Raw genomic sequence first — 16,461 nt, forward strand, 5'->3', positions numbered from 1 at the left:
AGGCTTCGCACTCTCCCTGCCCAAAACCCCCTCGCGGGTCTACTCTGAATCCGTGCCGGACGACGTGGGGGGCCAGCCGTTCCAGGACGGCGGGGACCCCGAGGACCGTGTCGACCGCGGAGGCGCCGACGAGGTCTACGCCGACGTGGTGTTCGACGAGGACTTCGTGCGGGCCGCGACCATCCACGAGCCCACGGCCGTGGAGCGGCTCCTGGCCGCCGCGCAGGCCCGTGCCGAGGCCGAGGCGGCCCGCGCACGCGCCGGTGTCGGAGCGGGCGACGACGACCCCTACGAGGACGGCCACGACCCCGTCGGCCTCACCTACGAGCCCGACGACGTCGGCGACGACGCCAGCCCCTACGGGCGCCACGGAGGCGCCCTGCGGCCCTACCGGGGCAGCGCCCGCTGGCACCGGCCGGTGGCCTGGATCCTCGCCCTCGTGATGGGCATCGGCATGGTCGCCCTCGCCTTCAGCGCGGTCTACCGGGGCGCCGCGGCCAACCGCGACGACCAGATCCCGCCGCCGGCCACCACCGGCGTCGACACGCCGAAACCCCTCCCGGCCCCTCCCGCGGCCCTCACGCCCGTGGCCCGTTCGGCCGCCGCCGAATAGGGCCGAGGCCCCGCCGCGGACCGCTCCGCCGGCCCCGTACGCCCCGACGGCGGAATTCTTGCGAACTTGTCGTTTCCCCGGGCGTTTACCGAAGGTCCCGCGGACCTACCCTGAAGGTATGGCAGGCCGTGGCGACCCGCCTGAGGGGACGCCCGAGGGGTTCCCCGGCGGTGGTGAGGACGAGTACCGATCCGTCGTCTTCGACGAGGCGTTCATCCGTGCTGCCCGCCTCCAGGAGTTCTCGGCCCAGGAGCGGATGGGCGAGCACGCCCGTGCCGTCCGGAGCCGCCCCTCGCCCTGGGAGAGCCGCGGCGGCTCCCGCCAGGCGGTCCTGCTGGTCCTGCTGATCCTCCTCGCCTTCGGAACCGCCATCTACCTGGGCGTCCGCAACCCCTACCAGCCGCCCGTCGACCAGCGGGCCGAGCCGCTGCGGACCACGGTGGTCCCGCTCGCCCCCCGTGGCACCGTCCCCGGCGGGACGCCCGCCCGGCTCTTCGCCCACAGCCCGGCCGCGCAGTACCGGACCGGGGCCGCCGGTATCAACCTGCCCGTCACCGGGCGCACCTCCCACTTCGCCGAGAGCCAGGTCGTCACCGCCCTCGGCATCGCCAAGGAGTACCTGGTGGCCTCCTCGCTGGAGCCCGACGTGCTGGCCGGGGCGACCGTCCGGCCCGCGCGGCTGCTGCTCGACCCGGACCAGCTGGAGCAGTTCGACCGGAGCGTCGAGTCACCCGCCGACGACGGCCGGCACGCCCTCACGGGCTGGCTCGTCCGCTTCGATCCCCGGCAGGTCGTCCTCGCCGACCCCGGCACCCGCGTGCAGGGCACCCTCCGCTTCGAGGAGACGGACCCCGACACGCTGGAGGTCACCGCGGACCACACGTACACCTACGCCCTGCGCCCGGCCGCCCACGGCGCGGGACCGGTCGCCGCGGCCTCGCTCTTCACCGTCCACCGACAGGTGCACTTCCGCTTCGACCGCGACGACCTGCGCATGCACCGGACCGAGCTGCTGACCAGCACGGTGGAGGCCGGCCCGCAGGCATGCGGCGCCGACACCACCGGCTCCCTGAGGCCGCTCCTGGCCGGGGCGCGGGTCCCCGCCGCGGACGGCGGGCCGGCGGTCACCGACCCGTACGCCACGGCCCGGCCCGCCGCTCCGGCGCTCTGCGGAGCGCTCGCGCCGAGCGCTCAGCCCTCGCTCTGACCGCCCCCGGCGCCGTGCTTGCCGCCGTCACCGGCGTCCGGTCCGGCGTCCGGGCCCGCATCCGGCTTCCCCGCCCCCTGGCCGCCCGCCCCGAAGCGGTTGCGCAGCCGGCCGCCCAGGTCGCCCGCCAGGTCCCCGGCGCCGCCGGCTATGTCCCCGACGAGCTTCATCAGCGGATCCTTGCTGGTCCGCACCGTCTCGGCGTAGTGCCCGGCCGACTCCCGGAAGGAGTCCGTGACCGAGGTGTCCTTGTCCTCCGAGCGCTTCGGGTAGTGGCCGTCCATGATCCGCTGGAAGTCGCGGCTCTCCGACCACTTCTTCAGCTCCGCCGCCCGGACGGTGGTGAAGGGGTGCGTGCGCGGCAGCACGTTGAGGATCTTCAGGACCGAGTCCCGCAGGTCCCCGGCCTTCTCGTACTCGTCGGCCTGGGCGAGGAACGCGTCCACGTTCATCTCGTGCAGGTGGTTGCCGCCGGCGATCTTCATCAGACCGCGCATCGACGCCTGCACGTCCTGCCCGGCGAGCAGGCCGGCCCGGTCGGCGGACAGCTCGGACTTGCGGAACCACTCGCGCAGCGCCGTCACGATCGCCATGATCGCGACGTTGCCCAGCGGGATCCAGGCGACCTTCAGCGCCAGCCCGGTGAGGAAGAGCAGGATCGTGCGGTACACCGAGTGCCCCGAGAGGGCGTGTCCGACCTCGTGGCCGATGACCGCCCGCATCTCCTCCTCGTCGAGGAGCTCCACCAGGCCGGTGGTGAGCACGATGATCGGCTCGTCGAGGCCGATGCACATCGCGTTCGGCTTCGGGTCCTGCGCCACGTACATCGGCGGGACCTTCTCCAGGTCCAGGACGTAACAGGCGTCCCGCAGCATGTCGTTGAGGTGGCTGAACTGCGCGTCGCTCACCCGGACGGAGTCCGAGAGGAAGAGGAGCCTGAGACTGCGCTCGGGCAGCAGCGCGCTGAGCGCCTTGAAGACGGTGTCGAAACCGCTGAGCTTCCGCAGGGCCACCAGGGCCGAGCGGTCCGCCGGATGTTCGTAGGCCCGCGAGGAGATGCCGGGGAACCGCTTGCGCTGCCTGCTCGGCACGTTCCCCTGGTCGTTCTCGGTCATGGATGCCCCCTGTTCGTACGAGTCGGTGCTCGTCCCCCTGACCGCACCCACCCTAGGCGCTGGCGTTACCGTGTGCCGGGGCCTGTGGATAACTCGGGCACCGAGGACGACCTAGGAGCACGACCGACATGCCGGACACCGCAGACGCCCTGCTCGCCGCAGCCGCCGCCGAAGGGCCGGGCGACACGCTCCGGATCGTGCTGCTCGTGTCGATCGTGGGCGGCGCGCTGCTCGCCTGGTTCCTGCTGCGCGGCTACCGCACCGACGACGGCGACACCGCCGACGGCGCCGGTCGGGGTACGAGCGGCGACACGGACCGTGACGCCAACGCCTGAGTCGGCGTGAGACGGTCCGGACGGCCCGCATACGATGTGCGCGAAGTCTCCGCTCCCATCCCCGATCGATAGGTCTGCTGAAGATGAGCCTCCACAGCACCGCCGCCAACCTGGTCACTCTCGCCGAGGGCGCCGAGCACGGCGGCAACCACGACAGCCTCAGCCCCTACCTCACCGGCTTCGGCGCCTTCGGTGCCCTGCTCCTGCTGCTGTGGATCACCACCCGCTTCAACCGCGACCGCTGATCCGGCGACCACCGATCCGGCGTCCGCCGACGTGCCAGTAGGCTCTGCACGCATGGGAGAGCAGGAAGTGCCTACTGGCACGCGCGCGAAGCGCCGAGTCGGCGTGATGGGCGGAACCTTCGACCCGATCCACCACGGACACCTGGTGGCGGCGAGCGAGGTGGCCGCCCTGTTCCACCTGGACGAGGTGGTGTTCGTGCCGACCGGGGAGCCGTGGCAGAAGAGCCACAAGGTCGTCTCGGCCGCCGAGGACCGCTACCTGATGACGGTCATCGCCACCGCGTCCAACCCGCAGTTCTCGGTCAGCCGCATCGACATCGACCGCGGCGGCGCGACGTACACCATCGACACCCTGCGGGACCTGCGCTCCCTCAACAGCGACTCGGACCTCTTCTTCATCACCGGCGCCGACGCGCTGGCACAGATCCTCACCTGGCGCGACGCCGAGGAGCTCTTCTCGCTCGCCCACTTCATCGGCGTCACCCGGCCGGGCCACGACCTCACCGACGACGGACTGCCCAAGGGCGGGGTCTCGCTGGTCGAGGTTCCCGCGCTCGCCATCTCGTCCACTGACTGTCGGGCGAGGGTCGCGCAGGGCGATCCCGTCTGGTACCTGGTGCCGGACGGCGTGGTGCGCTACATCGACAAGCGCCAGTTGTACCGCGGCGAGTGAGCCTCGGGGAGGGGCACCGGTGAACGACCAGCAGCACCCGTACGACCCGTACTATCCGCAGCCGCAGATCATCGGCTACGACGAGTACGGGCAGCCGGTGTACCAGCAGCCCGCGCAGCACTACGACCCTTACGCCGGCGGGCAGCAGCCCCAGCAGCCCCAGCAGGCGTACGGCTACGACCCCTACGCCCAGCAGGGGCAGCCGCAGCAGCCACCGGCGCAGCAGCCGCAGCAGTCGCCGTACGAGCCGCAGCACGACCCGTACGGGCAGCAGGGCTACGCCTACCCGACCTACGACACCGGGCAGCAGTGGGCCGCCCAGGCCGAACCCGCCCCGGCACCCGCGCCGGCCCAGGCCGCGCCCGCGGCCCCCGCGCCGCCTGCCGCTCCCGTGGCCGCCCCGGCCGGCGTCCCCGGCCAGCGCCCCGCCCCCGAGCGCCCCGCGATGCCGCGGCAGGGCGACGGTGACCGGGAGTACCGCACCGAGCAGTTCTCGTTCATCGAGGAGCCCGACGAGGACTCCGAGGACGTCATCGACTGGCTCAAGTTCACCGAGAGCCGCTCGGAGCGGCGCGAGGAGGCCAGGCGCCGCGGCCGCAACAGGATCGTCGCGCTCGTCGTCGTCCTCGTGCTCGCCGTCGTCGGCGGAGTCGGCTACCTCTGGTCCGCGGGCAAGCTGCCGGGCACCTCCGCCCCGGAGCAGAAGGGCGGCACCGCGACCGGCCCGCAGAAGCGCGACACGATCGTCGTCCACCTCCACGACCTCAAGAGCGGCGGCACCTCCACGGCGCTGCTGGTGGACAACACGACCACCCGCCAGGGCACCACGATCCTGATCCCCAACGCGCTCGTGGTCGCCGACGACGAAGGAGCCGCGACCACCCTCGCCAAGTCGGTCGAGGAGGACGGCTCCGGCGGTACCAGGGAGGCGATCGACAACCTCCTCGGCACGAAGATCACCGGCACCTGGCGGCTGGACACTCCGTTCCTGGAGAACCTCGTCGAGGCCGTCAGCAGCATCGAGGCGGACACCGACACGGACGTGCCCGACACCAGGAAGGGTGCCGAGCCGCTCGTCAGGAAGGGCGAGAAGCAGACCCTGAACGGCCGCGCCGCCGTCGCCTACGCCACCTACCGGGCGCCCGGCGAGGCCGAGGCCAAGCAGCTCCAGCGCTTCGGCCAGGTCATGTACGGGGTCCTGCGCAAGATCTCCTCCGACCCGGAGGTCGCCACGGTCACGGTCGAGACGCTCCAGCAGATCCTCGACCCCTCCCTCCCGGAGAAGGACCTCGCCGCCTCCCTGGCCAAGCTCGCCGAGCACGCCAAGATCGGCGACTACAAGACGGCCGTGCTCCCCGTCGGGCAGGACGGATCGCTCTCCGAGAGCGCCAGCGCCAGTGTGGTGAAGGACATCCTCGGCGGAAAGGTCACCGCCCCCGAGGCGGGCGACGTCCCCCGGGTCTCGGTGCGGGACGGTTCCGGCAAGGACGCCACGGAGGCCGCCCGGGTCGTCCTGATCAACGGCGGCTACGCCTTCGTGGGCGGCGCCACGGCCCCCGCCCAGGAGAAGTCGCAGGTCGTCTACGGTGACGACGCCCAGAAGCCCACGGCGGTCGAGGTGGCCAAGACGCTGGGCCTGCCCGTCGGCTCGGTCACCAAGGGCCGGCTGGTCGGAGGCGCCTCGGTCACCGTGATCCTGGGCCGGGACTACAAGGTGCCGGGAGCCTCGTAGCGACGCCCGGGAATTCGCTGGCGGGGTCGTCGGCGGTCCGTGAGACCCTGGAGGGGTACCTGACCGCCGACGAAAGCCTGCTTGTGACCGCCACGGACCGTTCCATCGAGCTCGTCAACACTGCCGCCCAGGCGGCCGCAGACCGGCTCGCGCACGACATCATCGCGTACGACGTCAGCGACGTGCTGTCGATCACCGACGCCTTCCTGCTCGCCTCCGCGCCCAACGACCGCCAGGTCAAGTCGATCGTCGACGAGATCGAGGAGCGTCTCAACAAGGAGCTCGGCGCCAAGCCGGTCCGCCGTGAGGGCGACCGCGACGCGCGCTGGATCCTGCTGGACTACGTCGACATCGTCGTCCACGTCCAGCACAGCGAGGAGCGCGTCTTCTACGCCCTGGAGCGCCTCTGGAAGGACTGCCCCGAGCTGGCCCTGCCCGAGGACGCGCAGAAGACCCGCGGCAAGGGCGCCGAGCACGCCGCCCTGACCGGCGTCGACATGTCCGACCACGCCGCCGGGCTGCCCGACGAGGTGGACGGTGAGCTGAGCTGAGCACGACCAAGGGCGGCAGCGGCCGCCGCATCGTCCTCTGGCGTCACGGCCAGACCTCCTGGAACCTGGAGCGCCGCTTCCAGGGCTCGACCGACATCGAGCTGACGGAGACCGGCGTCGGACAGGCGCGCCGCGCCGCCCGGCTGCTCGCCGCGCTGAAGCCGGACGCCATCGTGGCCTCCGACCTGAAGCGGGCGGCGGCCACCGCCGCCGAGCTCGCCGAGCTCACCGGCCACACCGTCGTCCACGACTCCGCGCTGCGCGAGACGTACGCGGGGGAGTGGCAGGGGCTGACCCACGACGAGATCGTCGCGCGGTACGGCGAGGAGTACGCCGCGTGGAAGCGCGGCGAGCCCGTGCGCCGCGGCGGCGGCGAGCTGGAGACCGAGGTGGCCGACCGGGCCGCTCCGGTGGTCCTCGGTCACGCGGACAAGCTGCCCGAGGACGGCACTCTCGTCGTGGTGAGCCACGGCGGCACGATCCGCACCACCATCGGCCGGCTGCTCGGTCTGGAGGCGCGGCACTGGGAAAGTCTGGGCGGCCTCTCCAACTGCTGCTGGTCGGTCCTCGGCGAGGGCGCGCGCGGCTGGCGTCTCATGGAGCACAACGCCGGCACGCTGCCCGAGCCGGTCCTCGGCGACGACGACTGATGCCGACGGCCTGCCTGTCGGACCCGGATTTCACTTTCCGGCAGGTCACAGGCTAGAGTTCTTCTTGTTCGCAGCGCAGAGCGCAGGGAACGGAAGAACACGAGGGGCTATAGCTCAGTTGGTAGAGCGCCTGCATGGCATGCAGGAGGTCAGGAGTTCAATTCTCCTTAGCTCCACAATCACAGGATCCCGTCCTCATCAGAGGGCGGGATTCGTCGTCATGCGCCGTCGCGCAGGGACTGGATCCCGATACGGCTCTCCTCGTCGTTCGGCGTGTAGGCCACGATCCGGCACTCCGGCATCCCGTTGACCGAGAGGGAGACCGAGGTCAACCGGACCTCGCCCACCCGCTCGTGACGGAAGGTCTTCACCCGGGTGCCCGGCGGGACCACGTCGCCGCTCCGCCAGAGCCGGGCGAACTCGCCGCTGGCCTCCGCGAGGCGCCGTACGAACTCCTCCCAGGCGGGCTCGCCCACATGGCGCCCGTACGCGCCCCGCAGCTGGGCCACCATCAGCGGCAGCTCCCGCTTGCGGTCGACCACGGGGCACTTGGGGCCGGGCACGGTGAAGAGGGCCCACAGGACGTTGCGTATGCCGAACGGGCCGGTGTCCAGGCCCTGTCCGTCCTGCATCAGCAGCCGCTCGTACATGGTGTTGGTCGCGAGCACGTCGTACCGCGCGTTGTAGAGCACCGCGGGATGGGGGTCCAGGGCGTCGAGGATCCCCTGGATCTCCGGGCTGACCACCTCGGCGTCCGCGGCGGCCCGGTCCGGCGCGTAGGGCACCTCGGCGAGGTGGTAGAGGTGCTCGCGCTCGGGGCGGTCGAGCCGGAGCGTGCGGGCCACCGCGTCGAGCACCTGCGCGGAGGCGTTGATCGGGCGGCCCTGTTCCAGCCAGGTGTACCAGGTGACACCGACCCCGGAGAGCTGGGCGACCTCCTCGCGGCGGAGCCCCGGTGTGCGGCGGCGGAGGCCCGGCGGCATGCCCACGTCCTCCGGCGTCACCCTGGCCCGGCGGCTGCGCAGGAACGCGGCCAGTTCCGGCCGTCGGCGCCGCTGCGTCGGTACTCCTGCCACCATCGTCACACCCCCATGGTCGAGTCCCCTTGCCGCCGTTGCCAGGTGCTGTCAGTACCAGCATCAGCGGGCTCTCGTTACCCGTATCGGATCGCCGCCACGCTCGACGCATGACCTCGACCACGACACGTCCCGCACCCAGTAAAGACCGAGGCACCGACAACCGCCCCGGAGTACTGCTCGGCGTGGTGCTCGCCGCCCAGTTCATGGCACTCCTCGACGTCTTCATCGTCAACGTCGCCGCCCCCACCATCCGCGCCGAACTCGCCGCCTCCGGAGCCGAACTCCAGCTGGTCATCGCCGGATACACCATCGCCTACGCGGTGTTGCTGATCACGGGAGCCCGCCTCGGCGACCGGCTCGGCCACCGCCGGATGTACCTCGCCGGCCTCGCCCTCTTCACCGCCGCCTCGCTCGCCTGCGGACTCGCCGCCGGAACGGGCCAGTTGATCGCCTTCCGGCTCGTGCAGGGCGCCGGATCCGCCCTGATGATCCCGCAGGTGCTCAGCCTCATCCAGCGCAACTTCACCGGCGAGCGCCGGGTGCGGGCCCTCAGCGCCTACGCGGCGGTCCTGGCCACCGGCGCCGCCGCCGGCCAGGTCGTCGGCGGCGTCCTGGTGAGCGCCGACCTCCTCGGCACGGGCTGGCGGCCGGTCTTCCTCGTCAACGTCCCGATCGGGCTCGTCCTGCTCGTCCTCGGCGCCCGGGTCCTGCCCCGCGACGCCCACGGCACGCCCACGCGGGCGCGTGCCCTCGACCTGCCGGGCCTGCTGCTGCTCGCGGCCGCCGTGTCCCTGCTGACCGTCCCCCTGGTCCTCGGACAGGAGCAGGACTGGCCGCTGTGGTCCTGGCTCTCCCTGGGCGGGTCCCTGGTGTTCCTCGCGGTCTTCGGCGGGTACGAGTCGGGCCTCGCCCGCCGGGGCGGCGCGCCGCTCATCGCCCCGCGGGTCCTGCGCATCCCCGGCATGGGGCGGGCCGTCCTGTGGATCACCGTGGCCATGGGCGTCAACGCGGGCTTCCTGTTCACCCTCACCCTGCACCTGCAGGGCGGGCTCGGCCACAGCGCCCTGCGCGCGGGACTCACCTTCGGGCCCGCCGCCGTGGTCTTCGGCGCCGTCGGACTGACCTGGCGGCGCTGCCCGCCCCGGCTGCGGCGGGCGCTCGTCCCGGGCGGATTCCTCCTCGCGGCCGTGTCCGCGCTCGCCGTCGGCGGGCTGCTCCACGACGGAACCGCGGGCGGCTGGGGCCTCTACCCGGCCCTGGGCGCCCTCGGTGCGGGGATCTCGCTGGCCTTCAGCCCGGCCCTGACGGGCGCGCTGGCCACCGTACGGGCCGAGGACGCGGCCGACGCCAGCGGACTGCTGGCCACCGTCACCCAGCTCGGCCAGCTCATCGGCGTCGCCACGTTCGGCACCCTCTTCCTGGGGCGGCTCGACGGTCCCGGAGCACGGAGTTCCGCCGACGCGCTGTGGGTGACCGTCCTCGCCCTGGCCGCCGCCTCGGTGCTCGGCGCGGCCTCCGCGGGGCTGCCTCGCCGAGCACGCTGACCCTCTTGCGGGGCCATGGCAGAATCGGGACGGCCGGAGGGGGACGAGGCTCCGGACGGGAGGGTGTGACCCAAATGCTCGGCGGCAACGGCGGGGTGTCCTATGGGTGCACGGCCTGCGGCCACGTCTGGAGCTGATCGAGTGGGTGCACACAGGCGGAAGTGCGACTGGTGCGGCAGCGGCACGCCCATCGTGCGGGACATGGACCCCGTCAACACCGGGTTCCAGTACTGGTGCGAGGAGTGCGCGCGGGCGCTGATCATAAAAGGCGACCCGATCGAGACCTACCGCGAGCTGGAGGGCGAGCCGATCTACGGCCGGCTCCTGGACGAGCACTGCACCCTCAAGCGGTTCTACTCCTTCGCCACCGCCTGACGCCGCAGCGTCAGCGCGTAACCCACCAGCAGCGCCGTCGCCGTCAGCGGGTAGACGGCGGAGAGCAGCATCTGGCCCGCGTTCTGGTCCAGTTCGGGACGGCCCGGGTCGTGCGGGACCCACCACAGCGCGAACGAGACGAAGACCAGGGCGACCCCTCCGGTCACCTGCCACACGCGCGTGGCGCGGTCCGCCAGGAGGATCAGCAACGGCACGCACCAGACCCAGTGGTGGGACCACGAGATCGGGCTGATCATCAGGGCCGTGAACGCGCAGACGAGCACGGCCACCGCCTTGTCGCCCCGCACCGCGGCCCGCACCGCGAGGACCATGGCTGCGCCGCCCAGGACGGCCGCCGTCACGGCCCACCACATACCCGGGTCGTCGGTGTGCATCAGCCGGGCCAGGACGCCGCGGATGGACTGGTTGGCGGTCTCCTCGGCGAAGCCGACCCGCCCCGTCTCGAACAGCGTCTCCGTCCAGAACCGCTTCGAGTCCGCCGGCAGGGCCACCGCCACGGCCAGTGTGGTGCCCAGGAAGACCCCGGTCGCCGTCACCGCCGTGCGCAGCCACCGGTTCCAGCTCCGGTCCCGGCGCCACAGCAGCAGGCCGGCGGCGAGCAGCAGGACCACGAAGAGACCCGGTGTGAGCTTCACCGCGGTCGCCAGACCGATGCCCAGACCCGCCCAGCGGCTCCCCTCCCGGCGGGTGAGGTCCCAGAGCACCGCCACCGCTATCAGCAGGTTGATCTGGCCGTAGCGCAGCGTCGTCCACACCGGCTCGCACCAGACCACGGCCGCCGCGACCCACAGGGTCGTGCGCCACAGGTCCGCACGGGACAGCGACGGCCGCACCAGCTGGAGCGACAGCTGGACCAGGGCGACGACCAGGAGAAGGTTGCCCGCGGTGCTCAGCGTGCGCATCAGCGGGACGCTCACCAGGGTCAGCGGCACGAAGACCAGCGCCGCGAAGGGCGGATAGGTCATGCCCAGGTTGGCGGACGTGGCGCGCATCGCGTACAGGTCGCCGCCCGCCCGCACGGTCTCGCCCTCGGCCCGGTAGACCATCACGTCGAGCATGTTCACGTGGGCGAGGCGTTGCGCCACCCAGAAGGCGGCGAACGAGAGGAGACAGACCGCCGCGGCGGTGACCAGGGGCCAGGGCCGGGCGCGGGTTCGGGAGAGCACGGAGACGGACACAGTCGGCGACCCTACCCGGCAGGTCGGAGGGGTCCGATGAATGGATTTGGAGATCTGGCCGGGAGCCGGTTAATGTTCTGTCTGTCGCCGCGAGGGAAACCGAAACGGAGACGGAAAACAGCAAGGGGCTATAGCTCAGTTGGTAGAGCGCCTGCATGGCATGCAGGAGGTCAGGAGTTCAATTCTCCTTAGCTCCACAGAAAAGAAAGCGGGCCACCCGAATCGGGTGGCCCGCTTCTTCGTTACCCTCCCGCGTCCGCCCTTGGAACGCCGGTGCGGCCCCCGCGGCCCCTGCGGTACCCTGGCGCCATGCGTGCCGTACGCCTCCTGCTTATCGAGCCGCGCTGACCAGTCCCGACGGGTGACGGACATCCTGTCGGAGTCGGCGCGGCATCCCCTCCTGTGCGAGGGGATTTTTCATTTCGCCAGTAAGTGGCCGTGGGCAGAGACGATCGATGGAGCTTCAAGGACCATGACCGAGATCAATACGGCCGCCGAGACGGCGGCCCCGCATCGCTACACGGCAGCCATGGCCGCCGACATCGAGGCACGCTGGCAGGACTTCTGGGACGCCGAGGGCACCTACGAGGCGCCGAACCCCACCGGTGACCTGGCGGGCGACGCCGCGGTCGCCGCGCAGCCCAAGAAGTTCATCATGGACATGTTCCCGTACCCCTCGGGTGCGGGCCTGCACGTCGGCCACCCGCTGGGCTACATCGCGACGGACGTCTTCGCCCGCCACGCGCGCATGACCGGCCACAACGTGCTGCACACCCTGGGCTTCGACGCCTTCGGCCTGCCGGCCGAGCAGTACGCCGTGCAGACGGGCACGCACCCGCGCGTGTCCACCGAGGCCAACATGGAGAACATGAAGGTCCAGCTGCGCCGGCTGGGCCTGGGCCACGACAAGCGCCGGTCGTTCGCCACGATCGACCCCGAGTACTACAAGTGGACCCAGTGGATCTTCCTGCAGATCTTCAACTCCTGGTACGACGACGAGGCCCGCAAGGCCCGTCCGATCGCCGAGCTGATCGAGCAGTTCGAGAACGGCACGCGTGAGATCCCCGGCTCCACGCGCGCGTGGAGCGAGCTGACCGCCTCCGAGCGCTCCGACATCCTGGGCGAGTACCGCCTGGCGTACGCCTCCGAGGCGCCCGTCAACTGGTGCCCCGGCCTGGGCACGGTCCTGGCCAACGAGGAGGTCACCGCCGACGGACGCTCCGAGCGCGGCAACTTCCCCGTCTTCAAGTCCAAGCTGCGCCAGTGGAACATGCGGATCACCGCCTACGCGGACCGCCTGCTGGACGACCTGGACGGGCTGGACTGGCCCGAGGCCATCAAGCTGCAGCAGCGGAACTGGATCGGCCGCTCCGAGGGCGCCCGCGTCGACTTCCAGGTCGGCGAGACCGGTGCGATCACCGTCTTCACCACCCGCCAGGACACCCTGTTCGGCGCCACCTACATGGTCCTGGCCCCCGAGCACGACCTGGTCGAGAAGATCGTCCCGGCCGCCTGGCCCGAGGGCACCCACGACGTGTGGACCGGCGGACACGCCACCCCGTCCGAGGCCGTCGACGCCTACCGCAAGCAGGCCGCCTCCAAGTCCGACGTCGAGCGCCAGGCCGAGGCCAAGGACAAGACCGGCGTCTTCACCGGCGCCTACGCGACCAACCCGGTCAGCGGCGAGCAGGTCCCCGTCTTCATCGCCGACTACGTCCTGATGGGCTACGGCACCGGGGCCATCATGGCCGTCCCGGCGCACGACACCCGCGACTTCGCCTTCGCGCGCGCCTTCGAGCTGCCGATGCGCTGCGTCGTGGAGCCCTCCGACGACCGCGGCACCGACCCGGCCGCGTGGGACGACGCCTTCGCCTCCTACGAGGCGAAGCTGGTCAACTCCGCCAACGACGAGATCTCCCTGGACGGCCTGGGCGTCGTCGACGCCAAGGCGAAGATCACCGCCTGGCTGGCCGACCGCGGCATCGGCGAGGGCACCGTCAACTTCCGACTGCGCGACTGGCTGTTCAGCCGCCAGCGGTACTGGGGCGAGCCCTTCCCGATCGTCTACGACGAGGACGGCGTCGCCCACTCGCTGCCCGAGTCGATGCTGCCGCTGGAGCTGCCCGAGGTCGAGGACTACTCGCCGCGCACCTTCGACCCGGACGACGCCGACACCCGGCCCGAGACCCCGCTGTCCCGCAACGAGGACTGGGTCAACGTCACCCTGGACCTGGGCGACGGCGCCGGCCCGCGCCGCTACCGCCGCGAGACCAACACCATGCCCAACTGGGCCGGCTCCTGCTGGTACGAGCTGCGCTACCTGGACCCGCACAACTCCGAGCAGCTGGTCGACCCGGCCGTCGAGCAGTACTGGATGGGCCCGCGCGAGGGCATGCCGACCGGTGGCGTCGACCTGTACGTCGGCGGCGCCGAGCACGCCGTGCTGCACCTGCTGTACGCGCGCTTCTGGTCCAAGATGCTGTTCGACCTGGGCCACATCTCCTCGGCCGAGCCGTTCCACAAGCTGTACAACCAGGGCATGATCCAGGCGTTCGTCTACCGGGACGCGCGCGGGATCGCCGTGCCGGCGGCCGAGGTCGAGGAGCGCGACGGCGGCTTCTGGTACCAGGGCGAGAAGGTCAGCCGCGTCCTGGGCAAGATGGGCAAGTCCCTGAAGAACGCGGTGACGCCCGACGAGATCTGCGCCGAGTACGGCGCCGACACGCTGCGCCTGTACGAGATGGCGATGGGCCCGCTGGACGTCTCCCGCCCCTGGGACACGCGCGCGGTCATCGGCCAGTACCGCCTGCTGCAGCGCCTGTGGCGCAACATCGTCGACGAGGCGACCGGCGAGGTCACCGTCGTCGACGCCGCGCCCGACGAGGACACCCTGCGCGCCCTGCACAAGGCGATCGACGGCGTCTCGCAGGACATGGCGGCCATGCGCTTCAACACCGCCATCGCCAAGATCACCGAGCTGAACAACCACCTGACCAAGGTCGGCGGAGCGATCTCCCGGCCGGTCGCCGAGCAGCTGGTCCTGCTGGTCGCCCCGCTGGCCCCGCACATCTCCGAGGAGCTGTGGCGCCGACTGGGCCACACCGAGTCGGTCGTCCACCAGGACTTCCCGGTCGCCGACCCGGCGTACGTCGTCGACGAGACCGTGACCTGCGTCGTGCAGATCAAGGGCAAGGTCAGGGCCCGCCTGGAGGTCTCCCCGGCGATCACCGACGCCGAGCTGGAGACGCTGGCGCTGGCCGACCCGCACGTGGTCGCGGCGCTGGGCGGCGCACAGATCCGCAAGGTGATCGTGCGCGCGCCGAAGCTGGTCAACATCGTCGCCGGCTGACGCACATAGGGGTTTCCCCTACGGGCAGGTTGGGGGTTCCGATGGAACCCCCGGCCTGCCTGTTCCGTTTACCGTGGAAGAACCACAGTCGTGGGGATGACGACGGACGCCGGAGGGGCGCACATGGAAGCCACGATTATCACGATCATGGCGCTGCTCTTCTTCGCCTTCGTGGCGCTCGGGGTGTACGCCACGGTGAAGGTCGCGAAGGCCGCCAAGCGCGGAGTGGACCGCACCCTCGACCAGGCCCGGCGCACGGTCGAGGACACCACGCTGCGGGCCAAGAGCTTCGGCCAGGCCGGGGTCGCGAGCGAACTCGCGCGGCTGCGGCTCACCCTGCGCACCTCGATGCGCGCCACCCAGGAGGCGCTGCAGGCGGGCGCCGTCGAGGACGCCTCGCTGAAGGAGTCCCTCGACCTCTTCCACCGGCTCAGCGCACACGGTCTCGAACTGGACGGGGACCTCAAGCGGCTGGAGCGGGAGCCCGACCGGGCCTGGGTCGCCGGGCAGCTCCCCGAGGTCGCCGCCCGGACCGAGCGGATCACCGGCTCCGCCGACGCGCTGCGCCGCGCGGCCCGCGACCGGGCCGTCCGGTTCGCCGAGGACGACCTGTCCACGCTCAGCGCCCAGATCGACGTCGAGGCGGGAGCCCTGCGCCACTGGACCGTGCCGGACTCCGCGGCGCCGGGTACCCAGGGCTCCGCCCCCGGTGCCCCGCGGCACGGAGAGGCCGCCGCTCACGGGACGACGACCGGAGGCGACCAGCCCGCGATCACGGCGCCCGATCCCCGGCGGACCGCCTACCCCTGGGAGAAGACCGCCCGGCCCGAGACGACCACCTGACACGGCGACCCGAGCGGCGAGGGGGGCCGGGCTGCCGCGCGGCGGCAGCTGCGGGTAACCTCCCGCTCATGTCCCGGCATGTCGCGATCGTCACCGATTCCACGGCCTACCTGCCACGCCAGACGAGAGAGCGGCACGCGATCACCACGGTCCCGCTGACCGTCGTCATCGGCGACCGCGCCCTCGAAGAAGGCACCGAGGTCTCGGCCGTGGCCCTCGCCGAGGCCCTGCAGAAGCGGCGGCCCGTCACCACCTCGCGCCCCAACCCCGAAGTGTTCGCCGCCGCGTTCCGCGCGGCGGCCGAGGCCGGGGCGACGGGCGTCGTCTCGCTCCATCTCTCCGCCGAGGTCTCCGGGACCTACGACGCCGCCGTCCTGGCGGCGAAGGACGCACCGCTGCCCGTGCGGGTGGTCGACACCCGCATGATGGGCATGGCGCTGGGTTTCTGCGCCCTCGCGGCGGCGGAGGTCGCCGAGGCCGGCGGTTCGCTCGACGAGGCGGTCGCCGCGGCCGAGAAACGCGCCGCCGGCACCTCCGCCTACTTCTACGTCGACACCCTCGACTATCTGCGCCGCGGCGGACGCATCGGCACCGCGCAGGCCCTGCTCGGCTCCGCGCTCGCGGTCAAGCCGCTCCTCGAACTCGAGGGCGGGCGCATCGAGCTGCGGGAGAAGGTGCGCACCGCCTCGAAGGCCATCGCCCGGCTGGAGGAGATCGCCGTGGAGCGCGCCGGCTCCGGCGCCGTCGACATCGCCGTCCACCACCTCTCCGCGCCCGAGCGCGCCGCCGCACTGGCCGACCGACTCAGGGAGCGCGTGCCGGGAGTCGAGGAACTCCAGGTCAGCGAGGTGGGTGCGGTCATCGGCGCCCACACGGGCCCCGGGCTCCTCGCGGTGGTCGTCTCGCCTCGCTGAGCCTGCCCGTCCCCCGGGAGGGTGACGGAATTGTCCA

16 protein-coding genes and 2 tRNA genes are annotated in these 16,461 nt (G+C 71.8%); 15 read left to right on the top strand and 3 right to left on the bottom strand.

The features are described 5' to 3' along the window. Positions 1 to 52 precede the first annotated feature (52 nt). Together AB0424_RS16740 and AB0424_RS16745 are read left to right on the top strand one after the other, a co-directional pair. Entirely contained in the window at positions 53 to 613 is a 561-nt protein-coding gene (locus tag AB0424_RS16740; protein WP_366306000.1) for a hypothetical protein, read from the top strand. Positions 614 to 731: 118 nt separating this feature from the next. Next, the gene (locus AB0424_RS16745) at positions 732 to 1,820 is read left to right on the top strand and encodes a hypothetical protein (RefSeq protein ID WP_366306002.1); all 1,089 of its coding nucleotides are present in this window, start codon (positions 732 to 734) and stop codon (positions 1,818 to 1,820) included. On the opposite strand, the gene AB0424_RS16750 is transcribed toward AB0424_RS16745, so the two are convergent. Continuing rightward, positions 1,805 to 2,935: a M48 family metallopeptidase gene (locus AB0424_RS16750; RefSeq protein WP_366306004.1), complete on the bottom strand. Its 1,131-nt coding sequence runs from the start codon at positions 2,933 to 2,935 to the stop codon at positions 1,805 to 1,807. The two genes, AB0424_RS16745 and AB0424_RS16750, sit on opposite strands and share 16 nt — an antisense overlap. 128 nt (positions 2,936 to 3,063) lie before the next feature. On the opposite strand from AB0424_RS16750, the gene AB0424_RS16755 reads away from it, so the two are divergent. The 7 genes from AB0424_RS16755 to AB0424_RS16785 all read left to right on the top strand — a co-directional run bounded on the left by AB0424_RS16755 (position 3,064) and on the right by AB0424_RS16785 (position 7,297). Beyond that, positions 3,064 to 3,270, top strand: coding sequence for a hypothetical protein (locus AB0424_RS16755; RefSeq protein WP_366306252.1), 207 nt, complete (start codon positions 3,064 to 3,066; stop codon positions 3,268 to 3,270). Positions 3,271 to 3,353: 83 nt separating this feature from the next. Beyond that, positions 3,354 to 3,515 (top strand): hypothetical protein, encoded by a 162-nt coding sequence (locus AB0424_RS16760; RefSeq protein ID WP_015033566.1) that lies wholly within the window; start codon positions 3,354 to 3,356, stop codon positions 3,513 to 3,515. A 52-nt stretch (positions 3,516 to 3,567) separates the two neighbouring features. Beyond that, positions 3,568 to 4,188 (top strand): nicotinate-nucleotide adenylyltransferase, encoded by a 621-nt coding sequence (gene nadD, locus AB0424_RS16765; RefSeq protein WP_366306007.1) that lies wholly within the window; start codon positions 3,568 to 3,570, stop codon positions 4,186 to 4,188. 19 nt (positions 4,189 to 4,207) lie between these two features. Beyond that, complete coding sequence (locus tag AB0424_RS16770) at positions 4,208 to 5,920, top strand: LCP family protein (protein ID WP_366306009.1); 1,713 nt, start codon at positions 4,208 to 4,210, stop codon at positions 5,918 to 5,920. An 83-nt stretch (positions 5,921 to 6,003) separates the two neighbouring features. Then, positions 6,004 to 6,471: a ribosome silencing factor gene (gene rsfS / locus AB0424_RS16775; RefSeq protein ID WP_366306011.1), complete on the top strand. Its 468-nt coding sequence runs from the start codon at positions 6,004 to 6,006 to the stop codon at positions 6,469 to 6,471. After that, positions 6,468 to 7,121: a histidine phosphatase family protein gene (locus AB0424_RS16780; protein ID WP_366306238.1), complete on the top strand. Its 654-nt coding sequence runs from the start codon at positions 6,468 to 6,470 to the stop codon at positions 7,119 to 7,121. Before rsfS ends, AB0424_RS16780 begins: the two co-directional genes overlap by 4 nt. Before the next feature lie 103 nt (positions 7,122 to 7,224). Next, positions 7,225 to 7,297 (top strand) — tRNA-Ala (locus AB0424_RS16785). 42 nt (positions 7,298 to 7,339) lie between these two features. On the opposite strand, the gene AB0424_RS16790 is transcribed toward AB0424_RS16785, so the two are convergent. Further along, on the bottom strand, positions 7,340 to 8,200 hold the full coding sequence (locus tag AB0424_RS16790; protein WP_366306240.1) for a helix-turn-helix transcriptional regulator: 861 nt from the start codon (positions 8,198 to 8,200) through the stop codon (positions 7,340 to 7,342). 107 nt (positions 8,201 to 8,307) lie between these two features. On the opposite strand from AB0424_RS16790, the gene AB0424_RS16795 reads away from it, so the two are divergent. Together AB0424_RS16795 and AB0424_RS16800 are read left to right on the top strand one after the other, a co-directional pair. Continuing rightward, positions 8,308 to 9,744 carry an MFS transporter gene (locus AB0424_RS16795; RefSeq protein WP_366306013.1) on the top strand — a complete coding sequence of 479 codons (1,437 nt, stop codon included), beginning with the start codon at positions 8,308 to 8,310 and terminating at the stop codon, positions 9,742 to 9,744. Between the two features lie 141 nt (positions 9,745 to 9,885). Next, a complete protein-coding gene (locus tag AB0424_RS16800; RefSeq protein ID WP_017239283.1) occupies positions 9,886 to 10,119 on the top strand; it encodes a hypothetical protein in 234 nt (77 codons plus the stop codon). Here the strand turns inward: AB0424_RS16800 and AB0424_RS16805 are convergent. After that, positions 10,098 to 11,318 carry a glycosyltransferase 87 family protein gene (locus tag AB0424_RS16805; protein WP_366306015.1) on the bottom strand — a complete coding sequence of 407 codons (1,221 nt, stop codon included), beginning with the start codon at positions 11,316 to 11,318 and terminating at the stop codon, positions 10,098 to 10,100. The two genes, AB0424_RS16800 and AB0424_RS16805, sit on opposite strands and share 22 nt — an antisense overlap. A gap of 124 nt (positions 11,319 to 11,442) precedes the next feature. Between AB0424_RS16805 and AB0424_RS16810 the strand changes: the two genes are divergently transcribed. From AB0424_RS16810 to AB0424_RS16825, 4 genes are all read left to right on the top strand, one after another. Then, a tRNA-Ala gene (locus AB0424_RS16810) sits at positions 11,443 to 11,515 on the top strand. 275 nt (positions 11,516 to 11,790) lie between these two features. Further along, positions 11,791 to 14,667: a leucine--tRNA ligase gene (gene leuS, locus AB0424_RS16815; RefSeq protein WP_366306017.1), complete on the top strand. Its 2,877-nt coding sequence runs from the start codon at positions 11,791 to 11,793 to the stop codon at positions 14,665 to 14,667. A 123-nt stretch (positions 14,668 to 14,790) separates the two neighbouring features. Next, positions 14,791 to 15,510 (top strand): hypothetical protein, encoded by a 720-nt coding sequence (locus AB0424_RS16820; RefSeq protein ID WP_366306019.1) that lies wholly within the window; start codon positions 14,791 to 14,793, stop codon positions 15,508 to 15,510. A gap of 68 nt (positions 15,511 to 15,578) precedes the next feature. Further along, on the top strand, positions 15,579 to 16,424 hold the full coding sequence (locus tag AB0424_RS16825) for a DegV family protein (RefSeq protein WP_366306021.1): 846 nt from the start codon (positions 15,579 to 15,581) through the stop codon (positions 16,422 to 16,424). Positions 16,425 to 16,461: the final 37 nt, after the last annotated feature.

Source organism: Streptomyces sp. NPDC051180 (assembly GCF_040689545.1).
Classification (GTDB): Bacteria; Actinomycetota; Actinomycetes; order Streptomycetales; family Streptomycetaceae; genus Streptomyces.